Annotated in this window: 20 protein-coding genes and 1 pseudogene; 10 read left to right on the top strand and 11 right to left on the bottom strand. The window is 57.8% G+C overall.

Translation table 11 applies throughout. The annotated features are described in order from the left end of the window. Positions 1-180: pseudogene (locus ACR0P8_RS03980) on the bottom strand (IS3 family transposase); the annotation flags it as partial. 218 nt (positions 181-398) lie between these two features. Here ACR0P8_RS03980 and ACR0P8_RS03985 point away from each other — a divergent pair. Continuing rightward, positions 399-1,139, top strand: coding sequence for a hypothetical protein (locus ACR0P8_RS03985; protein ID WP_432623883.1), 741 nt, complete (start codon positions 399-401; stop codon positions 1,137-1,139). A gap of 184 nt (positions 1,140-1,323) precedes the next feature. Further along, positions 1,324-1,563, top strand: coding sequence for a hypothetical protein (locus ACR0P8_RS03990; protein WP_432623885.1), 240 nt, complete (start codon positions 1,324-1,326; stop codon positions 1,561-1,563). 112 nt (positions 1,564-1,675) lie between these two features. Here ACR0P8_RS03990 and ACR0P8_RS03995 read toward each other — a convergent pair whose 3' ends face one another. After that, positions 1,676-2,197 carry a hypothetical protein gene (locus ACR0P8_RS03995; protein ID WP_432623887.1) on the bottom strand — a complete coding sequence of 174 codons (522 nt, stop codon included), beginning with the start codon at positions 2,195-2,197 and terminating at the stop codon, positions 1,676-1,678. A 121-nt stretch (positions 2,198-2,318) separates the two neighbouring features. Continuing rightward, positions 2,319-2,669 (bottom strand): hypothetical protein, encoded by a 351-nt coding sequence (locus ACR0P8_RS04000; protein WP_432623889.1) that lies wholly within the window; start codon positions 2,667-2,669, stop codon positions 2,319-2,321. A 477-nt stretch (positions 2,670-3,146) separates the two neighbouring features. Here ACR0P8_RS04000 and ACR0P8_RS04005 point away from each other — a divergent pair, with 477 nt between their 5' ends. The 8 genes from ACR0P8_RS04005 (at position 3,147) to ACR0P8_RS04040 (ending at position 9,825) form a co-directional block, all read left to right on the top strand. Beyond that, positions 3,147-3,581 (top strand): hypothetical protein, encoded by a 435-nt coding sequence (locus ACR0P8_RS04005; protein ID WP_432623891.1) that lies wholly within the window; start codon positions 3,147-3,149, stop codon positions 3,579-3,581. After that, on the top strand, positions 3,581-5,254 hold the full coding sequence (locus ACR0P8_RS04010) for a relaxase/mobilization nuclease domain-containing protein (protein WP_432623893.1): 1,674 nt from the start codon (positions 3,581-3,583) through the stop codon (positions 5,252-5,254). Before ACR0P8_RS04005 ends, ACR0P8_RS04010 begins: the two co-directional genes overlap by 1 nt. An 85-nt stretch (positions 5,255-5,339) precedes the next feature. Further along, the gene (locus ACR0P8_RS04015) at positions 5,340-5,492 is read left to right on the top strand and encodes a hypothetical protein (protein ID WP_432623895.1); all 153 of its coding nucleotides are present in this window, start codon (positions 5,340-5,342) and stop codon (positions 5,490-5,492) included. Further along, on the top strand, positions 5,489-6,286 hold the full coding sequence (locus tag ACR0P8_RS04020; RefSeq protein ID WP_432623897.1) for a hypothetical protein: 798 nt from the start codon (positions 5,489-5,491) through the stop codon (positions 6,284-6,286). Before ACR0P8_RS04015 ends, ACR0P8_RS04020 begins: the two co-directional genes overlap by 4 nt. 174 nt (positions 6,287-6,460) lie before the next feature. Beyond that, positions 6,461-7,624 (top strand): hypothetical protein, encoded by a 1,164-nt coding sequence (locus tag ACR0P8_RS04025; RefSeq protein ID WP_432623899.1) that lies wholly within the window; start codon positions 6,461-6,463, stop codon positions 7,622-7,624. A 27-nt stretch (positions 7,625-7,651) separates the two neighbouring features. Continuing rightward, a complete protein-coding gene (locus tag ACR0P8_RS04030) occupies positions 7,652-7,999 on the top strand; it encodes a hypothetical protein (protein ID WP_432623901.1) in 348 nt (115 codons plus the stop codon). 344 nt (positions 8,000-8,343) lie between these two features. Continuing rightward, positions 8,344-8,613, top strand: coding sequence for a hypothetical protein (locus ACR0P8_RS04035; RefSeq protein WP_432623903.1), 270 nt, complete (start codon positions 8,344-8,346; stop codon positions 8,611-8,613). 147 nt (positions 8,614-8,760) lie between these two features. After that, entirely contained in the window at positions 8,761-9,825 is a 1,065-nt protein-coding gene (locus ACR0P8_RS04040; protein ID WP_432623905.1) for a hypothetical protein, read from the top strand. A gap of 566 nt (positions 9,826-10,391) precedes the next feature. Here the strand turns inward: ACR0P8_RS04040 and ACR0P8_RS04045 are convergent. The 8 genes from ACR0P8_RS04045 to ACR0P8_RS04080 form a co-directional block, all read right to left on the bottom strand. After that, positions 10,392-11,324, bottom strand: coding sequence for a class C sortase (locus ACR0P8_RS04045; RefSeq protein WP_432623907.1), 933 nt, complete (start codon positions 11,322-11,324; stop codon positions 10,392-10,394). An 89-nt stretch (positions 11,325-11,413) separates the two neighbouring features. Beyond that, positions 11,414-13,135 (bottom strand): isopeptide-forming domain-containing fimbrial protein, encoded by a 1,722-nt coding sequence (locus ACR0P8_RS04050; protein WP_432623909.1) that lies wholly within the window; start codon positions 13,133-13,135, stop codon positions 11,414-11,416. A gap of 71 nt (positions 13,136-13,206) precedes the next feature. Then, a complete protein-coding gene (locus ACR0P8_RS04055; RefSeq protein WP_432623911.1) occupies positions 13,207-13,623 on the bottom strand; it encodes a DUF4913 domain-containing protein in 417 nt (138 codons plus the stop codon). Further along, the gene (locus ACR0P8_RS04060) at positions 13,620-15,317 is read right to left on the bottom strand and encodes a type IV secretory system conjugative DNA transfer family protein (protein ID WP_432623913.1); all 1,698 of its coding nucleotides are present in this window, start codon (positions 15,315-15,317) and stop codon (positions 13,620-13,622) included. Before ACR0P8_RS04060 ends, ACR0P8_RS04055 begins: the two co-directional genes overlap by 4 nt. Beyond that, positions 15,314-16,795 (bottom strand): ATPase, encoded by a 1,482-nt coding sequence (locus tag ACR0P8_RS04065; RefSeq protein ID WP_432623914.1) that lies wholly within the window; start codon positions 16,793-16,795, stop codon positions 15,314-15,316. The genes ACR0P8_RS04060 and ACR0P8_RS04065 overlap by 4 nt, the downstream gene beginning before the upstream one ends. Positions 16,796-16,809: 14 nt before the next feature. Then, the gene (locus ACR0P8_RS04070) at positions 16,810-18,327 is read right to left on the bottom strand and encodes an SCO6880 family protein (protein WP_432623915.1); all 1,518 of its coding nucleotides are present in this window, start codon (positions 18,325-18,327) and stop codon (positions 16,810-16,812) included. Continuing rightward, the gene (locus ACR0P8_RS04075; RefSeq protein ID WP_432623916.1) at positions 18,290-19,864 is read right to left on the bottom strand and encodes a hypothetical protein; all 1,575 of its coding nucleotides are present in this window, start codon (positions 19,862-19,864) and stop codon (positions 18,290-18,292) included. Before ACR0P8_RS04075 ends, ACR0P8_RS04070 begins: the two co-directional genes overlap by 38 nt. Further along, positions 19,864-20,583: a hypothetical protein gene (locus ACR0P8_RS04080; protein ID WP_432623917.1), complete on the bottom strand. Its 720-nt coding sequence runs from the start codon at positions 20,581-20,583 to the stop codon at positions 19,864-19,866. The genes ACR0P8_RS04075 and ACR0P8_RS04080 overlap by 1 nt, the downstream gene beginning before the upstream one ends. Positions 20,584-20,586 lie beyond the last annotated feature (3 nt).

The raw sequence follows: 20,586 nt of genomic DNA on the forward strand, positions 1-20,586 counted from the left end.
GCGTTCGCCGCGCCTGGAGGGGACGCCGGTGCGCTCCTCCTCGAGCCGGTCCGCGTACCACGACAGCAACGCGACCTTGCTGGGATAGCCGAGCTCGCGGATCACGTCGGCGGCGCAGCGTTCGTATTTGATGTACAGGTCCACGGCCCTGTCTCGCTGCTCCCTGCTGTACTTCGCCATAAGGGGGTTCTCCTCCCGGTCAGGGAGTCCAAGAAAACGTCACCACCTCGCTTTTGTATGACAAAAGTGTTCGCAAAAGACAATAAGAAAGCGGCGTCAATCATGTTCCGGACTGTATTTAGATTGCGAAGCCAAAAGAACTCCAATCTAAATACAAAACGAAGTTCTATAAACCGAGTATGTTATATCTACAAATAACATACTCAGAAGGCAGATCAATGGCAAAACCATCAAAGGACGATCCAATGCTCGTTTGGATCGATGGCGGCATAAATACACTCCGTGAGTCACTGGCGCAGCGATTCACGCTGACCACGCGGCAACTGTGCATCGCGTTGAAATGCCAGCGCCCTTGGATCGCGAAGTATATCCGTCCGTTTGTGCCGCATGTTTACGTGACCAGGCTTCCTATATTGGATGATTCCGAAATTGGCATGCATTGGGACAGTAAGGCACTGACGCAATACATCGCAGATCATGCGACATTCACTCGACGCAGTGTCATTATTTCCGGCGACAACCATATTCCCCGTGACAAAGTCGACGATCTGCACAGGCTGTGGAAGAGAATAGGCTCTCCGAATCTTGCTGCACCGGACTGCGCGTGGGAGAAGTTCGTGGACAAGCATCTCATTCCAGAGCTCGATGAGGAGGGGAAAAGACTGCTCAAAGCCCAAGTTCGTGCACGCAATGGCTTGCAATGGGTTCCGACTCATCCCTTGACTTTCGACGTTCATGGTTCATGGTGCTCGACTGCATCGATGACTGATTGGGGAGACACCTCCGAAATGGTGCAACGCAGGATCTTCCGTCGCTGTATGACGCGGGTCAGTATCGATTTGCCGGACGAGCAGGGATGCGTGAGAAGCAAGATTATGTATGTGGATGATCTTGCCAACATTGAATTTCCCGTCATGTTCCACGAGTGGGAATGGATCGTGCCCGCAAGCGTGCTCTGAATGAACCGAATCTGAGCGAAGAAGGTTCAAATCCTGTTATTTGTTGCATTCATATATAACATATTCGGCCTTTACCGTAACAGGTTATCCACATATCCACATTTCACCGAAGCCTGGTTGTGGGGGAGTGCGCGTTTCTGCCATACTGTCCAAACTTGTCCGATTCCGTTCGAAGGAGAGCAACATGCAAGACGTGGAACAGATGGTCGACCGACTGTGCCAAAAGGCATTGAAGCCCGAGGAGGATACCCTCGCCGCACAGGTCAGGGATGGCCGGATCGGCATCCAGGAGGCAGAGGAACGCATAGTCGAGGTTTACGTGTCCTTCCTACAGGAATGCTGGAGGGACGCACCTCTCAACGATGCAGCTGGGTTGCAGGAGCTTGGTGTCAAGGTACCGAAGCTTGTTCTGGACATGGAGTAGATGAAATATAAGTGTTGCATCGGCTCGTGATACAACACTTATATTCGCTTAAGTTTGCCTTTTTGGGATTGAAGCCCCTTCTGGCATTGTCAGTATACGGTGGTCGCGAAGGCTACTTTTCGTCAATGGCCGCACGGATCTGGACTGCGCCATTGTATTCGCCCAATACATCCAAGTGCCACGAGTCTCCCAGGGCGGCTTCAATCTCGCTGAGGAAAAGGTCCGCGGCAAGTGGATCGCCGCTAACGCGCGCGATGGAGATGCGCAGCACAGACTGATCGTGCCCAGTCTTTCCTTCATTTGATGATTGAACGGCTCGCCGCGCCTTCAGCTCCTCAAGCGCGGCTTCGCGCCGTTTCTCACCCGCTTTTTCGGCATTCTTGCGTGCGGTTTTGGCATCCCATTCCTCCGCTGCCTTGACGGAGAACAACATGGATTTTCTGCGGCGGTCTCCACCCCAGCCCGTCTTGCGCAGGGCGGCCAAACCTTTGCGGTCAAGGCTTCGTGCAGCCCTGCGTCTCGCCTCAGCCTTGGTCGCATCCATATCAAACGACACAACCACAGTACGTTCCAGCGGGTTGATTTCTATCTCGTGCAGCAGTTCCCGCTCGACCTTGCCAAGCCCCTTGCTCATGATGGCCTCCAAACTTAAGTGTTGTAATTAATTCTACAACAACACTTAAAGCAATGCAAACCATCGCGCATAGATATACCCCTTGGGCATTTAAGCCTAGGGATCGCGCCGGAGTCAATACCTAAATGCCATATGGATCGTCATCATGACTCCAGTCGACATCGGCGTCCGTGTCTTTCGGCCAAGGAATGGGACGGCTCGCGCGTTCCTGACGAATCGGTCGGCCAATTCGCCCATAAGTGGCCCCATTTGGCGCATCGACCCATTCGACATGACCGACCCTGTCGGCGATGCGGCGGAGTCCCGCGAGACGCTCCCTTTCGATGGCATGCTCGAGATAGCGGCATCGCGGATTGTTCGTGCGCCACAACCGCACCCGCCTGCCGGCAAGCAGTTGCGAGGCGTATCTCCGGGCCTCGGCGTCGAGTTCGCGCTTCGCCATCTCGTCCAATGACGTTCCCTCATAATCCATGCGAATCATCATAGTCAAAATCGAACAAATGTACTAATTCCGATTGTCGCCGGAACCATTTCGGCGCATGAAAAACCGGCCGGAAATGCACTGTAGGTTCCGGCCGGCATGTAAAGCGACCCTACGCAAGTGAGAAGAAGGTTTGGGCCGCTTCACTGTCAGATTCTATCTGACAGCATTGAGTTTAATGCGCTCTTGTCCAGCAAAACCGGCTCACTCAATAAGGGCTGCCAAGCTGGCGCAAATGGGAGGACGCGCACCCGCAAGGGTGCCTGTCGCGTCGCGCGCGACGCTCCGCTTCGGCCGGCAGCCCGAAGCGGAGCAAGCTAGCAATTTGTGTCCACAAATTGGCTTGTCGCACAACCCCGTGCGATACTAAACCACATGGTGGTTCGTCCCCTCCACCTGACGGTGGATGGGTCGCTGCGCTGGCCAATGAAGACACCCGATGATCGAGGACAATGAAAGAGGTTCCCGATGGACGAAGAGGATGACGTCTCCACAATCGTGCCGCAACGTGGCTCCGATTCGCGTACGGAATTTTTCCGCATGCGATTGAGTGCGGAAGAGAAACGTCGTCTCATGGAACGTGCCAGGCAGTGGGGACGGGACAACGGGTATGCGGCCAACGATTCGGGCATGATGAGCCGTTATGCGCGTGAAGTGCTGTTGGGGCCACGCCGAGATGATCAAGCGTTGACGCATGCCGACCTGATCGGCTTCAAGCTTGACCTGCATGCGTCGCAACGATCCATCGCCAAAGTCGGCACGCTTGTGAACCAGATTGCCCGCGTTGCGAATTCCACCGGACACATCATGACCAGAGAACTGCGTGAGGCGATCGTTCAGATGAGGCATGAGATCGATCGGATCGATGAGACGATTAGCGCGGTTTGGGATCGGAACCGCTGATGATTCCGAACATCACCCGGGGAAAGAACATGCGTGGACTGGTCGCCTATCTGGCTGGGCCGGGACGTCGTAACGAGCATCGCGATCAGCATGTGGTGGCAGGCAGCGAGGATATCGAATTCCGGTTCGACGACATCGACCTTGATCGGGCGCAGACCAGACTGTTGGGGCGCATGCTCGAATGTGACAGACGCAATTCCGACGTCGTCGTCACCGGCGGTCATGTATGGCATTGCAGTCTGTCGCTCAGCAAGGTGGATGGCGTGCTGGGCGATGACCAGTGGCGGCGGATCGCGCACAGGTTTGTCAAGCAGATGGGATTCGACGATGCGGGCGGCACGAAAGCTCCTTGCCAGTGGGCGGCCATCAGACATGGACTGTCTGGAGAGACCGGTGAAGGCAATGATCACATCCACATCGCCGTGAATCTGGTGCGTTCGGACGGGACGAAGGCGTGGGTGTATCGGGATTATCTGCGTGCACAGGACGCCTGCCGGGCCTTGGAACGTGAATTCGGTCTTGAACAGGTCGGATGCGACAGGACCCGTGCCGCAACTCGTGGATGGAAGCCGGGGGAGCGGGAGGCTGAAGCCCGACGTCGCGCCAAAGCGCGTTTCGAACAGGATAATCCGAACGCACGCTGGTCGACGCTTCCAGTTGAGGAGCGTAAGCGTCTTCTCTCGCAACAGTTGGATGGAAGTCAGCCTCGTCATCGGCTCGCGTTGAAAGTGCGGGCGGCCGCAGTCCAAGCGGACAGTGAAGCGCAGTTCGTCAGAAACCTCCGTAGGCAGCATGTCATCGTCAGACCACGATATGCACGGGGACGCACGGATGTGGTGACCGGATACTCCGTCGCCGAACGTCCCCGTTATGGTGAGGCGCCCATCTGGTATGGCGGCGGATCGCTGGCCCGCGACCTCGCTCTGCCCAGACTTCGCCAATATTGGACGGACAGCCCACGTGCCGCGCAGGAAGCTGTCGAGGAATGGAAGGCGTTCTCGCGTGGACGTGCGGCCGTCCGCCCGAATGCCATGTGTCCGACGCTCACGCCTGGTGTGGTTTCCGAACGTATCGCGAATCTGAATCGCAGACTACATTCCCTGCCGGTCGATAATCGTGAGGCATGGGCTTCCGTAGCTCGAGAGGCGTCTGGAATGATGTCCGCATGGAGTCGTGCCGTGGAATCCACACCAGGTCCGATTGCGAAAGCCGCGCGCGATCTGTCGAGAAGCGCGCAAACCTATGATCGGCCGACTCAGCATGTACCGGCCGCGCGAAGCTGCATGATGGATGCCGCATTGTTGATCACCGCGGCAGCACGTGACGATGACGGTCACATGCTGCAGGCGGTGTTGATGCGGCAGATGTGGAAGACCGTGTTCGAGATCCGTCGTGCCATGCAGGCACGCGACGACGCCTACCTGGCACGAATCACCAGAGAATGCCAGGAGCGTGAGCTTGCTGCGGTCGCCAAGTCGTTGCCTGAAATTCCCGAACAGGTCGACCAGACGTTACGCCGTCAAGCCATGCAGGCGCAGGCCGTGGAGCAGCCGGTTGCAAGACCGCAGGCCAACGTATTCGCCGACGTCAAGCCGGAACGGTTCGGCACGCCACAGCCCGCCACGGTCAGACGACAACAGCCGCCCATGCCGGATAGGAGCGTGGGCAGATAAGGATTTCGGTGGCGACGACCGTATCGTCGTGCGCGTTCTACGCCAAGAGGACGCGGCAAAACAATCAAGAAAGTAGGTAGGAGCAATGCGACAGCATAATCCTGACGAGCAGCAGCTGCTCGATGTCATGTTCGCCACCAGCATCGGTGACGCGATCGGACAGATAGAAAAACCGTCGTCCAACCATGGCGCAGACGGCCTTGTCGAATCATTCCCGTCGACGGGAGCCTCATCATGAACCAGCAAGGAATGGATCAGGAGGTCTACGACAAGGTCAAGGCACCATTCACGACTCTCGCCACCAGTGGGCTGATGGGCGCTCAAATGCTCATGAGTTCCCGAGAACGCGATGACCGGAATTCCGCGGAAACCGATAGACGGTACGCTCAGGAGACGCAGGCGAGAACGCAGGCATTGGATTCCATGAACCATGCTCAACTGGAAAAGACCTTCCAAGACGATTGGATCGATCGCGCAAGCATTCGTGAAATCAGTTCGACGTATGCGCTGACACGTGATTTGGGAGCCCGTGACCACCGGTACAGGGAGGCGGGGGAGCGGATCGAACGCCTAGTACGTGAAAGGTATGGCGTGGATCCGGCGAGGACGCGTGACGTCATGGAACTTGAACGTGCGTTGCACGCCAGCGACAGGCCGAAAGAAGAACGCAAGAACGTTCGGGACGCGCAATCGGACGAAATGGTTCGTCAAACGGACATGGCCGAGCATGAGCTACACGACCATGAGTCACAGCCTGCGCAAACCAGTCGAACGGACTCGGCAGACATGTCGGCACAATCATCGACGTACGACTATGCCAGCCCGGAACGATTGCAACAGGAAAGGGAACGGTTGCGTGCGTCTGGATTGAGTGAGGAACAGACCGCCGATGCGGTCCGCGTCCAGCTCGGTAATGCCAAGCCGGTCAATGAGGCCGCACAAGCGGGAGCCGCAGGACGGAAGACGCAAAGCGCGACCGCGCGAGCCAACATGGAAAAGACCATGGGCAAGACCCGCGGCCTCTCGCGATAGGTCTCACGCATCATCGCAGGTTTTCCCTGACCGCCTTGCAGTTCATGAGCGGTCAGGCGCGAGTCTTACGCCGTGACGGTGGAATCCATTGACGGAACCATCGGCATGGCCATGCCGGCATGCGCGGAGGCATGCCGGCAATCATCAGAAGAACTTGATTCGAAAAGGAACATCATGAACAAGCACACCCATATTCGCCATACCGTAATCATGACGGTACTGATGTGCGTGATACTGCTGCTGTCGTCAGGACTGGCTGAAACCAGCTGGGCCGATTCGCCAGCCGCACAACGCGGAACGCAGCAATATGCGACCGTCACGGAAGCATTGAACGCGGTTGACCGCAATAACAGAACCATCACCCTGCTGCGGGACGTGTCGGAGAACGTAGAGCTCACTAATGCCAATGCCGGATCTACGCTGAAGCTTGACTTGGCGGGCCATACGATCAGCGCCGTCAGCGGTCCAGCCATAACCATCAGCAACAGCCGTGCGCTGAGAATAACCGGCGAAGGCGCAGTGCAGGGCAAATCGTGGGCCGCACTCAATATCGTGGACGGTACGATCCACACCTACCAAGGAAAGTTCACGTCAGACACGACGCTGTTGAACATTTCCGAAGAGGGAAACATCTGGCTGAATACCGGCGAGTACGTCGCGCCGAAACTCGTGGAGGAAACCACGCGGGGCGAACTGCAACTTCAGGATGCGGGCGTATTCAGGTGCTCGATTCCGTCCGGCATAGCACACTTCGATGTCCTCGCGCCCGACGCGCTGTTCACGGACGTGTCGAATCTGCTCGAATATCTGCAGGACGATATTGGATACGTCCAGCAGGAAGATGGCCTGTACCGCTCGGTCGTGCTGCAGTTCGTGATCGATAAGCCCACCGTTGAGATCCAGGTGACAGCCGACACGAAGCCGTTGACCCTCGATGACCTGCTCGCACTGACCGGCACCAGGCTTAACGGCATCTCCGAGAACAAGATCCACGCCAGGCCGGGTGAATTGGAGAAAGTCAACGAGCAAATCGCCACCGCAGTGGAAGCTGCGAAGAACCGTAAGGAATTCTCCAGCGACATGATGGAAGTGCAGCTCACTGTATTCAGGGATCGCAGCAGACTTCAGAACCAGGAATATGAGGAGCGTGGCGGCGAACTGGACGAGCTTGAAGGCAAGGTGAACGTGACGGTCAAAGCCGTCATCGAACAGGAGGAACTGCACGAGATGCCGAACACGGGAGACAGCATGCTGCTTATTCTGGCATCACTCGCATTGATTCTGCTCGTCGCGGCCGTTGGTCTGATCGCGATCTCTCATCATTCAAAAATCCAATAAGCATGAGCCATCGCAAAGGGGCGAATCATGAACAGTATGAATCCCCGTCCGGAACAAGGACGGTTTCCGACCTCTCCGCCACCGAAGCCACAGTATCCGCCGGGATCCTTACCGGCGTCGCATGGCAAAGGTGATTGGGCGCCATTTTCCTTTTGGCAGGTCACGATATTCGCCGTCATCATGGCCATCTTTAGCTGCGTGGTCAATAAAACGAACACGCCAGACAACGTACTCATCGATATGCTCAACGTCGACACGCATACGGCTCTTCGCGGTGCAACATGGGACGGGATCCAAGTCTTCTGGCGCTATTACGAATGCAGTGAAAACGCCGACGACATAGACCTTCAAGTCGTGTACAAGTACGCGGAATAATCCAGTATTGCATCTGTCGATACAGTAAGTGTTGTATTACAGCCACCAACTTAAGTGTTGTACATGGCTGTAATACAACACTTATATTTGCTCTAGAAAAGTCTATCAATCATCATTCTTCAGAGATCAAACCAACCAATTCCGATGTATGCAATGGGATAACGGTTCTCCGATCGCGTCAGTCGCCAATAGCAGCGCAGGAAATATTTCAATAAATATATTTAAATATATTTATTGAAGATTGCCAGCCTTCCAGCATGCTGCCATTCCGCTCGAATTCGGGTATACGGACTGGCAGGATTGATGAAAGCAGGACAAGCGAACATTCGAAGGGGATGGTGAGGATGTCCGGGAAATTCACACCAGCGCCGGGAGCCTTGTATGACGGCGGAACGTTCCGCATCTACGACAATCGCATCGAGATTGACAGAATCGGATTCTTCGGCGGAGTGAAAGGCATCGACGTCATCTACTACAGCGACATCACCAGCATCCAGGCATCCCGCAAACAACTCATCATTTCCAGGACCGGATGGAAAACAAGCATCCTCGATTTCAAGAAGCAGGAGCAGGTGCAGCAGGCGCTGAACATCATCAATGCGAACAAGGCCTAGGTAGTCAAAAATACGCCGATAATTTTCCTTATGTCAGATTCAACTGGACGCAAAACACATGACGTTCATTGCGACGATTCACCATCAGGGTCTAATTGGCCATTTGACATAAGGGTAGAATGCGAGGAATAGCAAAAGGGAGATCATATGGCCGAGGAAGAGAAGACTCAGGATGTGAGCGAGAAGGGTGACAAGAAGCGTATTGCCACAATTTCCGTCATTGCGGTAGTCGTCGTTCTTGCTGGCATTGGTGGCGGTTACGCATATGCGTCAAACAGGGCATATGACTCCTACGAGTCCCGAGTCGAGTCGGCCAAGAAGGCTGATTCGAAGCTCATGGGAAAAATCGCAGAGGCGCAAAAACTCGTCAACGCCACGAAGGATACGGACGTACTCGACAAGACCACGCTGGCCTCCCTGAACGAGAGCATCAAGACCAGTGAAGCCCAGAAGGGTGTTCCGGATTCCGGGAACGCCGCCAAGTGGAACCTGTGGAGCGTGTCCAAAGCCAAGACCATCGTCGCCAATGACATGGCCGAAGCCAACGATTCCATCAACGCCATCAACAAGGCCATGGGCAAGGTGAAAGCGTCCAAGACCGCCAAGCAGGTCAAGGATGCGAAGGATACTCTCGACAGGACGGTGAAGTCGGCTGAATCCCTGTATAAGGATTCCGAAGGCAAGGTACAGGACGACAAGACCCGCGGAGGCCTGAAGACCGCCATAGACAACGCCAAGAAGGCCAGCAGCGACAAAAAGGCCGACATGAAATCGTTGACCACCGCCAGTGACGCTCTCTCCAAGGCCATCAAAGCCGTGAACGATTCCAAGAACGCCAAAACTCAGGTCGACATTCAGAAACAGACTCAGGAACAGGTGCAAGCGCAAGGCCAGTCCACGGGCACTTCGTCCGGAAGCTATTCCAGTTCCGGCTACTCGAATGCAGACGGCTCATATTCTGCTGGCAGCGGTGCGTATTCCAATGGTGGCCACAGTTCATATTCCGGGAATTCGGGCCAGTCCTCTCAGGGTTCCCAGCCCCAGAATTCCAACAACTGCACGCAGTATGGATGCAATGGATACGACTATCGAAAGGATTTCGATAGCGCAGGCGGTGGTTTTAAACCCGCATCCTCGGACAATTATCTAGGAACCGACGGTGAGAATGACTATTACGAGTTCGGAGGGGACTCACATGGCAATATGTGGTGATTCAAAATCTCTCCTTTGTCCATCTCTTTTATGTGGACAATTCCAGTAGTTCATGACATCGTTCACGACACATCCCTCCTGAACGGAGCACCAAAGAAAGCGCGGAACCAACCTCCGCGCTTTCTGTCAATCAGCTCGCCCACCACTATCCTTTAGACAAGTCCAACCATTCCAAAAGAATGTTCCGCACCGAGTCCAAGAAACGGCGTTTAGAGCGCCACACCAACTCCTCCGACGCGGCAAAGCCCCTTCCCCTCGGCCATATGACGCCATTTGTTTCCATCATCCAACATCATTTTCAATAAATATATTTAAATTTATTTATTGAAATTTCTATTGTTTGTCAAGTCCGTCGACACCAGCCCATCGTGCTCCGCGACGCAGAATGGTATCCCGCCACCAATTATCCGAACTCATTCTTCTCTTCCTGCAGTCCATGGGAGATTCCAAATGCCGTAGCATCTCTTCAGGCAGACGGCATTCGAGACGATGACGACGCATCATCCTAAAGGATTCGACTGGCGGAAGATTCACTCGATTAGATGGCTGTTCCATCATTGCTTCCATCATCGCCTCGCATGCCTTTGGCGGACATGTCGCCCACGCTTGCGACCTCCTCGCCTCCTGCCGACGATCGCTCCAAGGATGGCGATCGTCCAGAAGCCGATGACGTAAAGCGTGAAATAGATGTTGGTGCGGTCCGTGGCGACCTGTTCCGTTTTCTCCTGTGATGTGCTGGTGCGTTCGCCGGTGACGAGCAACCGATGGTCGTTGATGCCGTATGGCGTGCAGGTCAGAAGGGTCACGAGATCCCGGCCTGATTCGATTTTGAGTTTGGTGAAGTCGTCCGGATCCACCACGTTGATGGAGACGACCTTGTAGGCGAGGGTCTCATCGAGTACATCCAAGTAGAAGATGTCTCCCTGTTCGGCTTTCATGCCGAATCCGTTGAGTTTGTCGAACATGAGCTGGTCGGCCAAGCCGGAATGCGCGGAGATGACGGCGTGCGTGCTTTCGCCTCCGACTGGCAGGCTGGTTCCATACAGGTGGCCTGCTCCCCTGTCGAGTGAATCGGGACCGGTGCCATGACGGACTGTCAGATTGATGCCGAGTCGTGGGTATCGGACGGTTGCCATGATGCCGTCGGGAGGGATGACGAGTCGACTGCGGTAGGCGGAATCCGTTGAGGAGAGGGTTTCTCCGGAGCTGTTCCATGGGTCGGCGGCTTCGCCGATGACGTTCTGCCCACCATCGTTCAGCCGACGGTTGTAGCTGTATGCGGCCTGCAATTCACTATCGATGGTCTGCCTGTCGATGTTTTCGACAGCCGCGGCATGCTGGATGGCCAGCGTCTGACTGTGGTTGGATTGGATGATCATGAGGATGAACGGGATGGTTCCGGTCATGGCGCTCAACAGCAAGAGGATGATTCCCAAGGTCATGCCGATCTGATTGCCGCGTAACGAGGATGCGTGACGTGGCGGCTGATGACGGTCCATGAGGCTCCTTCCCATGTGAGAAAAGGCCGGAAAATCGAGGATCACCGCGCCTCATTGCGTGATGTTCCTCGGTTTTCCGGCCTGTCCGGTTATGCGCGACGGCGCATGAGGATGAAGGCGAAGCCAGCAAGCAGGACAGTCATCGTAGAGTAGATGACCAGCCATGTGGCACCGGTTTTCGGCAGGTCGACGATGTTCTTGGCGTTGATGACCGTGATGCCGAGTCCGTCGGCGTTCTTGGTGACGAGCTTGTCCTTGTCTCCGGTGAACGCGGTCAGCTTGGAGGTCACGGTATCCTTGGTGCCGTCACCCTGGTCGACCTTCAAAGTCAACGTGGCTTCGGGCAGGACGCCGGTATTGAACGGGCTCTTGGTTTCCTTGACCTTATAGGAGCCGTCAAGGCCGGTCAGTTTGATGACGCCGTTGAGCTTGTCGGTGCTGACGATCGTGTCGATTCCGGTTTCGGTCTTATCGGCCTTGCGGTATTCGTTGTCGGACACCTTCACGAACTTGACCGGATCGGTGGCATTGTTCTCGTAGACCTTGAATTCGGCTCCCGCGAGGGGCTTCTTGTCACTATCGGTCTTGGTGAGCGTGAACTGGCCGGTATACACCCTGACGGTGTCGCCGGGCTTGTTCTCATGATCGGTCCAAACGTTCGGATTGCGCGAGTATTCGACCTCATTGCTGTTGGTTTCGGCCTTGTGCACGATGGCGTTCTTGTTCAAAGTCATCGTGTAGGTGACGGTGACGGCCGCACCGACAGGGAACTTGACCTTGTTCGGCAGGATGTCTTCGGACTGATCAGCTCCGGACTGTCCGTTGAGGAACACGATGGAGAAGCCACCGTCCTTGGTCGTGACCTTGTAGTCGACTTCTTTGACGAGGATCTGACCTGCAATCTTGACGGTCATGTTGGCATCTGCAATGTTGAAGGTCAAGCCTTTCGAATACGTGTCGTTGATGGCGTAATAGTACTTGTCGTAGCCGGTCCAGTTCGGTACGCTGCTGGTCATCTGGAAGGTAATCTTCTTTCCAATGGCCGTTTCGGCGGATTTGCCGTCGTTCTCGACCGTGCCGGTTTCCGCTGCCGTGATCTTCTTGGTGATGGTCGTGCCATGCGTTTTGAGGCTCACGGTGCCGAGCGTACTGGTGGTGCCGTCCGCTTTCTTCAACGTGTTGAGGTATTTGGTTTGGCCGCTGATGGTGACGTTCACACCGGTGCCGTTCATCATGGTGATGGATGCCTGGCCGCTTGTGCTGGTGTCGAATACGGCGTATACGCCCGGTGTCACGTTCGCGGACATGCTCTTCTTGTCCTGGGACATATTCGCCAGGACAGTGCCGCCGGTCTTCACGTTCGTCTGGCTGCCAAGAGCAGTGAGGAAGTCGCGCAGCTGGCCTGCGTAGGGGCTGGTGGCCGAGTCGAGCAGGTTCTGCGCGATCCAGACCATCGGATTGTTTTTGTCGTATGCGTATCCGTCGGCTCCGGCTTTGCCGGTGGTGTCGATGCCGGCTTTGCTCAATGCGTTGTTGATGGCGGACGCGTATCCGCCGTCCTTGAGATCGTAGCCGGTGATGGCGGTACCGTCGGTCTTCACGGAAATGTAGGTGGCGAGTGGAATGGCGTTGAAGGAGCGTCCGTCAAGGGTTTCCTTGTCGGACTGGACCGTCAGCGGTACTTTCTTTTCCAAGTCGCTGTTGGGGATTTGGATGGTGTCCGCCATTGCGCTGCTGGCCATGGTCATGCCGCCCAGCAGCGTCACCGCTGCGGCAGCGCCTGCGATGAGGCGTTTGATGGTGGGATTCATGGTGGATCCTTTCTGGTTTGTGATGGGCGGAATCGATTTGTCTTGTTTCTCCGCCTTGGGTCCGATGCCGGTCAGTCCTCGCGTTCGTCTCTGAAACGTCCCTGTGGCGGGATTCGCGAGGGCAGTGGCTGGTCGGGTTGGCCGGTGGTGTGTGATTCGGCAAAAGGCCCCGTTGGAGACATGAGCATGCTCATGGTCGGGTCGGCGTAGTCGCGCCACCAGAGCGCGATGCCATCGGCCGGATCGTATCGGGCTTTCTCCCAGCTGCGCCATAAAGCGGTCAGCCGGTATTCGGCCTCGGGACAGTTCCACCAGTCGTCGCGCCATTTGCACACCGGCGTGCCGACGCGGCGCTTATAGAAGTGGCGGAACCATTCGAAGAATTCATACACGTTGCCGAATACGGCGGTGATCTGGTCCTCTGCGTGGTCGGCGGTTTCGTCATGGTTGTCCTCCATGGTGTCGTCGAAGGTGTCGAACAGGCTCATCGTCCGTCTCCTTTGCGAGTGGTTTTACGGTTCATCCAAGGAATGGTTTTGATCAGGAGCGGCCGCGCTCCGGATGCGACAAGGACTGCGCGGCCGCGAGGTAACGCTGCAAGCTGGTCGACGGACATGATCGTGTCGCGGGTGATCGATTGGGTGGTGCTGGTGTGGCCGTGGGAGTAGCCGACCTGGCGTTGGACCATGTCGTAGTCGCCCAGCAGGTCGCTCATGGTTTTCAGGAATCCGGTTTCCGATATGCCGCCGCCGAAGATCTTGAGATTCGCCGCCGACCAGAGTTTGCTCATGCCTTCCTCACCCCAGACGGATACGCCCTGGCTCCACGATTGCAGAAACGTCATGAGGATGATGCCACGGGAACCGTAGTGAGAGTAGAGGTCCGGGAGTTCGCGCCAGCGGCAGACGTTCGCAGCTTCGTCGAGGACGGCGAGCATGGGCTTGTGAAGTCGACCGCCTTCGAGTCGTGCCTGAGCTTCGGCCGCTTCGGCCACGGCTGCGGTCAGGGATAGGACGAACGCTCCGGCCGTGCCGACGCCTTCTCTGGACAGCAGGCATAACGTGTCGTTCGATGTAGCGAAACGGACGGGGTCGAACATGGGACGCATGACGCCGTCCGGCGGCGGGGTGACCCATTCGAGGACCTGCCGGTTGACGAGCACGCGCGCCATGTTCTGTGCAGTGCCGTAGACGCCTGCCCGCTGCCGGTCCGGAGTGTCGATGACGGCGGTCAACGATTGCGCAATCAGCGGATAATGCTCGTTCAGCAGGTCGATGGGTTCGCGGTCCAGCGGATCGGTGAGCCACGTCCACACTTGGGTGATGGGACGTCCGGCTTCGGCTGCGGCGAGTAGCAGATAGGACAGGAGTGATTCCCCTGCGGAGTCGAAGTAGGCGTCACGTTTCGCGTCTGCGGCGGTGGCGCTGGATGCGAAGTATCCGGCCATCTGTCCCGCTTTGACCTCATCGGTCACGTAGGTCAGTGGATTCCACCACCAGGTGGGCTTCTCCCCCGCCACGTCCTGCGGGTCGAATACCCATACGTGTCCGACTCGGCTTCGTGGGTTCCGTACCGCGTCGACGATGTCGTTCTTGTTGGAGGTGGCCAATACGGGTCCGGGCGCATCAAGGATGCTGGGAACCACGAAGCAGGTGGTTTTGCCAGTTCTCGGTCCGGCCAATGCGACAATCACGTCCTCCCAGGTGCTCCATACGCCTGCTCCGCCGTTCACGTTCGTGCCGAGGAAGATGCCAGGCTTGGCGTCCTGGATGACGTTCATCCGTTTGGCTGTTTCGACGGCATGCTTGTAGGAGAGGGATTCCACGTCACGTCCCACGCCCAGGTAGCGTGCGGCATGATCGGCGCGGGTGCGCTTCGATTGGCTGTTCGCGAATATGACTGCGGCAAGGATGGAGATCACGGCCATGGCGATCGACGCCACCGCCGATACGATCCATCCACTGATGCCGGGCCATGCGATTTTTCCCGAGACGAGTCCAGCGACCACGTCGAGTGCGGACAGTCGTTGCGGAGTGCTGCCTGACTGCAGGAGCGTGCCGAACCACCATCCCGCATAGACGATGACGAAAACCAGCAGGGCGATGCCGCCGAGGATGAGGCCGATGATCATGCCGTCGGACATGGAGTCCGGCTGTCGTCTTCGATTGTTCGGAGTGGTCATACCCGGTTCCCTTCCGTATGCCAGAGTCTGTTGGTGTCGTTGATATGTCGTTCCGCATCGGTCAGATCCAGGTGGAATGGGATGCCGGGCCGTCCGCCGACTTTGACGAGGAATTTGCCTCGTCCCGGTGGTTCGGCTTCGCCGCCGAGCCGTGAATCCCAGGCGGGAGGATCCTGCCAGGATTCGAGCAGCTGCTGTTCGCGACGGCTTAAGGTGACGGCCTGATCCAGGAGCGGCATTTCCTTGGATGGCAGTCCTCCGCAGACGACCATGCCGCTGCGTTCGACGAATCCCTGCGCTTTCATCCGGTCCATTTCGGTCGGCAGACTCATCAGATCGCTCATGGTGTGGCTGATGAGCACCTGGCCGACGCCGAAGCTGCGGTTCAGTCGGGTGACCGCGTCGACGCGGTCGACCATGCCGGTGCCCGAGCGCAATGCCTGCCACAGTTCGTCCATGACGATGAAGTAGTGGCGCATGGGTTCGAGGCCAGCTTCGGCGAGAATGTGCGCGGCGTCGACGGTGCAGAATCCGGCGTCCCAGCAGGCGAGAAGCGCTGCGGCGCGGACGGTTCCGTCGGATTCTCCGATGGCGCTGATGTCGAAGACGACCGGACGGTCGGGGCGCATGGTCTCGCTGGTCTGCTGGCTGAACAGGTCTCCGAAAGTGCCGGAGCCGGCGAGGGCGATGAGGGAGACTTCGAGATTCTCGACAATCTGCCGATACCGGTCCATGTCGCCGCGGTCCAATGCGACGGCTCGCAATTGGTCTGGAGCGTCGCGGACGACCTGCAGCAGGTCGGCCATGACGGGCGGTTGGATGCCGAACCGGTCGTCGAGCACGCGTAGCGCACGGTCGATGATCGTGGTCTCGCGATCGGACGGTTGGCTTCCGCGCACAATGGCGATGAGTCCGCCGATCATGTTGCGGCGGCGGGAGTGGATGATTGCCGCGAGTTCTTTGCGTTTCGCGCCGGAAAGACGGTTGAGGCTTGAGAGTGCGCCGCCCGGGTCGAGCACGTTGATGCTGCCGCGTCGGTATCCGAGTGGGATGACCTGGCCGCCGAGGGCGCGGACCACGTCGATGTGTTCGGCTTTCACGTCTCCTAGGAACATTGGTATCACGCCATATCCGTTCAAGCCGACGGCCCAACGGCGTACGACGGTGCTTTTACCCAAGCCTGGTTTGCCGAGGACGAACGCGCTGGGATTGGAGATCAGGTGGGCGCGGGTGAACCAGCTGATCGGATCGCAGCAGAGGGTCGAGCCTGTGAACAGATGTCGTCCCATGGGCACGCCGACCATGGGTGTGCCGGCTCCGACCGCGAATGGCCACAGGCCGCAGACCTGAACGGTGGAGCCACGCCATTCGGGAGGCTGTTGGATGGTGTCCTCCCAGCCTCCTGCCGCGCACCGCCATCCGCGGGAACCGAAAGGCATGGATTCCCGTTGCGGATTCCTTTGGTGTTTCGCTGTCATCGGTATCGTTCCTTTCACAGCTTGTCGGTGAATTCGGCGGGAATCATGAGATGCTGTCTCAGGTTCAGTCCCAGGGGAAGGCATGCTGCGAACGCGCTGGATTGTGAACCGTAGACGGGACGGATGCGGATGCGGGCCGATGCTGCCAGATTGTCGATCGTGGCCATCACGTCGGCGCGGTTGCGTTCGTGATCCATGGTGACGGTGGCAAGCATTCCGAAGTTGACCATGCCCGCACCGGAGGCTTCCTCGTTGGCGGTTTGGCGAGCGGCTTTCTGTCGGCGTAGCGCGCGTGCGGATGGTTTGTCCGCGCTGTTGACGGCGAAGTCGGCTGTTCTTGCATCGGTTTCGACGATGTCCGGCGTGCGGGCCGGACTGATCGGCCGATAGAGAAGGGTGACACGTTTGCGCAGCACGTCATGCTGTGGGGCGAGCAGTCGGGTCAGGACGTTCGCGTGGACGACGCCGCGGGGCGCTTCGGTCATTTCCCAGGTCACGGAGATTCCGGAATCATGCATGTAGTGGTCCCAGTTGTTGCGGGCGGCGACCGGTCCGCATTCCTCCCATTCGATGTCGTCGCGTTCGCCCGAGGCGTGCATGTCGTCGAATTGCGTGCAGACAGCTGGATCATATGCGGTGCGGATCGTTTCGCACAGTTCTCGTGCTCCGAGTGGCGTGCATGCTCCTGCACCGGTCGCCTCCAATGCGGCCGTCAGATGCGGCATGCGGGTCATCAGGTCGCCGATCATTTCGTCACGGCGACGACGGCGGGAGCCGGCGGTCTGCATGTCCGAATAGGTGAGGGCCACGTATGCCTGCACGCTGTTCGACCCTTTTGGGTAGGAGGCGAGGATGTCCTTCAACACGGCCACGGAGAATGGCTGCGCATCATTGACCATGTTGAGTTCGACCTCGCGGCGAAGTCGCGCGCTGGTCGCCGGCGCGGTTTCCACGGTCACGCTGAATGATGTCAGTCCTGGCTCGTCGCCCATGTCCGCTTGGAAACGTCCCCATCGGGCCACCCACAGATCGATCTGGTCCGCGTCGACGAGATCCTCTCCTGATGGCGACGTGCCGATCACGATGGTGTAGGTGTGCTGTTGTGGACTGTAGACGACGGCGAATGGGCGATGCGCTGCATCATGGCCTTCGTAGAGGCGCATGGGAGCGAGCAATCCAGGCAGGCGGTGTTCTCCCTGGTTGCTGATGCCGAGCAGTCCGGACTGGTAGATGGTGCGTTTTTTCGCATGTCCGTGCTTCCATGCGGCGATGACGACGATGCGTCCGGCCAGACTACGGCCGTGGATGTCTTTGGCTGCTATCAGGAGCAGGGTGATGCCGGTGATGGCGAGGATGCCGATGGCGATCACCCAATTGCCCGCCATGATGAACATGATCATGAGCACCAGTCCGGAGAACATGATGGCCGTGCCTATCATGCCGAGCCCGGGAATGAGGCCGGGCGTGGATGGGCGGTTCCAATTGCCGTAGGTTCTAGGCTCCGCTTGGCGTGGCTCCGTTGCCGACGTCATGGCTTCCTCCGTTCATAGGTCGCATGCCTGTTTCCGACGGCGGCGTCGGCGGCATGGAAACGTTGGTTGAACCGGATGGTCCGGATGTGGCGGATTCGATTTTTCCTTGCACTGATTGGACTCCTTGGATGGCCGCTCCCGCGACCATGCCCGCCGGTCCTGCGGCTGCTCCGGCAGTAGCGGTTCCGGAGCCCATGCCCGCGCCCGCTCCGGCTGTGGAGGCTGGTCCTGCAACAGGGCCTGAGGAGGTAGTGGCGGTCGGAGTCGATGTCGAGGAGGATCCGCCGGATGGCAAGCCTGATCCGGATGGAGTGGATTGTGCCGTCTGACCGCTGGAGGTTTGGCCTCCTGACATTTGGGCGATCATCATCGCGCCGGTCGGCGCTGCGGCTGCGAGCATTCCGCCTCCGGATCCGCCATCGGAGACCGCCGCGACGGCGGGAACGGCGAATCTCATCAGCGCGGGCATGGCAAGAATCGCCATGACCATGAATGCGAAGCCGACGAGCACGCCGGATATGCTTCCTTCTTCAGTGCCGAACGCGTTGCCGCCAATCATTCTGAAGCAGATCGCGTAAATGATGGAGGCGACCGGCTTGTATAGGATTGCGGCGGCCAGCCAGCCGACCGCACGCTGGTACCATTGCTGTCCCCAACTGGTGTTGGTGTTCGCGCTGGCAAGCGGCAGCACCGACATCATGAGAACCAGCAGTCCGGAACGTGCGATCATGACGATGATTTGGACGATCTGGCCGATGAGGATGAACAGTCCGATGACCAGCACCGTGGCGATGCCGCCCGGCATGGTGGGTGAGAACAGTAACGCCTTGGTCATGGACGTGTTGAAATCCTTATCGGCAGCGGCGTCGATCACCGCCGCGGAGAAGGAGTCGGACGCGGTAAGCAGCAGGGAAACGATGGTGGGGCCTGCGCCCGCCACGATGATCAGTCGGATGACGGATTTGATGGTGTTCTTGCCTTCTTCGGCGCGCATCTGCCACATCATGCGGCCCATGCCTATCAGGACGCTGGCCACGGCGGCAGCCTGCATATACCACCAGAGGTTCGATTGGACCATGGCGACCGCGCCGCCGACGCCCGTCGGACCGGAGGACAGGGCGACCGACACCATTCCGGCTGAAGCTGAGATGACTACGACCGCTCCGAGAATCATGCCGATATGTCCGGCTTCTCTGGCCGCGCCGCCTTGTCGGGCGTGGATGGCGAAGCGGACGCCGGCGATCATCAAGGCGATGATCGCGATGGCGAAGCATACCCATTTCATCCAGCCCAGGATCTGCAATACTCCGGCGCTGGCGCCCACTGTGACCGGTTCCGAACCGTCGCCGGTGATGTCCGGAGTGGGCACGTTCATCCACATTGACGAGAATTCCTTGACGGTGTTGCCTATCGCATCGGACAGGAGGGACGCGAATATGTCGAAGACCGCTCCGACGAGTTTTCCCAATCCGCTGGCCACCAAGCTCACTGGATTCAAGCCGGATATGGCGTCACCTATCTTGTCGAGCCATTCCATCAGGTTTCCCGCCAAGGCGTGTAGTTCACGAAGCTGGAAAGCGTCGCCGATGAGACGGGAATCGTGTCTTCCGACTGCAGTTTCCAGTCTCCGTTGTCCCAAACAAGGTTGTATACGATCGACAGGTTGATGCTGCGTCCGTCCGCTGATGCCTGATAGCCCAAGTCGACGATTGCAGTGGTTTCCTTCGATTCAAGGATTCTGAATCCGTAGAGTTCTGCTCGCACTCCGGAATCGGAGTCGTTTTTCAGGGTTTCGTTTTGGAGCTTCTCCTTGATGGTGTCGTATTGGGATCCGTGTCCAAAGAGTTTGATCACAGAGTCCGCGTCGGTCATGAGCGTCGGCGAGGTCATCATGGCGGCAATGTTCGCCGCGGCGAGCAGCGCTCCGGATGGCGAATGCGCGTAGCAACGCCTGTAGCCGTCGGAATCAGTGAGATACGGGCCCAGTTCGTCGCTGGTCGGATATGGCCAGAGCGTCTGTTCCTGATAGTTCCATGCGACGTTCGGCGCGTTCTCCGGTTGGGTCGGATCCCATTGGCCTACTTGGCAGGAAGTCTTGTCCGCGGTTTTCTGATTTTTCGGCTTTTCCCATTGCAATGACGAGTCGCCGTTGTTTGAGGCGGATGAGGTGGTGGAATCCTTGGGCGCGCCGCATGCGCCGATCATGCCGATGGCGAGCAACATCGCCACTGCTGCGATTGCTGGTCGATGATACATGGC

The sequence above is a fragment of the Bifidobacterium sp. genome (assembly GCF_050874245.1).
In the GTDB taxonomy this organism is placed as follows: Bacteria; Actinomycetota; Actinomycetes; order Actinomycetales; family Bifidobacteriaceae; genus Bifidobacterium.

What these genes read in the sequence shown, in the direction of transcription:
- ACR0P8_RS03985 (WP_432623883.1), top strand. Translation starts at nt 399, where the DNA reads ATGGCAAAACCATCAAAGGACGATCCAATGCTCGTTTGGATCGATGGC.
- ACR0P8_RS03990 (WP_432623885.1), top strand. Translation starts at nt 1,324, where the DNA reads ATGCAAGACGTGGAACAGATGGTCGACCGACTGTGCCAAAAGGCATTG.
- ACR0P8_RS03995 (WP_432623887.1), bottom strand. Translation starts at nt 2,197, where the DNA reads ATGAGCAAGGGGCTTGGCAAGGTCGAGCGGGAACTGCTGCACGAGATA.
- ACR0P8_RS04000 (WP_432623889.1), bottom strand. Translation starts at nt 2,669, where the DNA reads ATGGATTATGAGGGAACGTCATTGGACGAGATGGCGAAGCGCGAACTC.
- ACR0P8_RS04005 (WP_432623891.1), top strand. Translation starts at nt 3,147, where the DNA reads ATGGACGAAGAGGATGACGTCTCCACAATCGTGCCGCAACGTGGCTCC.
- ACR0P8_RS04010 (WP_432623893.1), top strand. Translation starts at nt 3,581, where the DNA reads ATGATTCCGAACATCACCCGGGGAAAGAACATGCGTGGACTGGTCGCC.
- ACR0P8_RS04015 (WP_432623895.1), top strand. Translation starts at nt 5,340, where the DNA reads ATGCGACAGCATAATCCTGACGAGCAGCAGCTGCTCGATGTCATGTTC.
- ACR0P8_RS04020 (WP_432623897.1), top strand. Translation starts at nt 5,489, where the DNA reads ATGAACCAGCAAGGAATGGATCAGGAGGTCTACGACAAGGTCAAGGCA.
- ACR0P8_RS04025 (WP_432623899.1), top strand. Translation starts at nt 6,461, where the DNA reads ATGAACAAGCACACCCATATTCGCCATACCGTAATCATGACGGTACTG.
- ACR0P8_RS04030 (WP_432623901.1), top strand. Translation starts at nt 7,652, where the DNA reads ATGAACAGTATGAATCCCCGTCCGGAACAAGGACGGTTTCCGACCTCT.
- ACR0P8_RS04035 (WP_432623903.1), top strand. Translation starts at nt 8,344, where the DNA reads ATGTCCGGGAAATTCACACCAGCGCCGGGAGCCTTGTATGACGGCGGA.
- ACR0P8_RS04040 (WP_432623905.1), top strand. Translation starts at nt 8,761, where the DNA reads ATGGCCGAGGAAGAGAAGACTCAGGATGTGAGCGAGAAGGGTGACAAG.
- ACR0P8_RS04045 (WP_432623907.1), bottom strand. Translation starts at nt 11,324, where the DNA reads ATGGACCGTCATCAGCCGCCACGTCACGCATCCTCGTTACGCGGCAAT.
- ACR0P8_RS04050 (WP_432623909.1), bottom strand. Translation starts at nt 13,135, where the DNA reads ATGAATCCCACCATCAAACGCCTCATCGCAGGCGCTGCCGCAGCGGTG.
- ACR0P8_RS04055 (WP_432623911.1), bottom strand. Translation starts at nt 13,623, where the DNA reads ATGAGCCTGTTCGACACCTTCGACGACACCATGGAGGACAACCATGAC.
- ACR0P8_RS04060 (WP_432623913.1), bottom strand. Translation starts at nt 15,317, where the DNA reads ATGACCACTCCGAACAATCGAAGACGACAGCCGGACTCCATGTCCGAC.
- ACR0P8_RS04065 (WP_432623914.1), bottom strand. Translation starts at nt 16,795, where the DNA reads ATGACAGCGAAACACCAAAGGAATCCGCAACGGGAATCCATGCCTTTC.
- ACR0P8_RS04070 (WP_432623915.1), bottom strand. Translation starts at nt 18,327, where the DNA reads ATGACGTCGGCAACGGAGCCACGCCAAGCGGAGCCTAGAACCTACGGC.
- ACR0P8_RS04075 (WP_432623916.1), bottom strand. Translation starts at nt 19,864, where the DNA reads ATGGAATGGCTCGACAAGATAGGTGACGCCATATCCGGCTTGAATCCA.
- ACR0P8_RS04080 (WP_432623917.1), bottom strand. Translation starts at nt 20,583, where the DNA reads ATGTATCATCGACCAGCAATCGCAGCAGTGGCGATGTTGCTCGCCATC.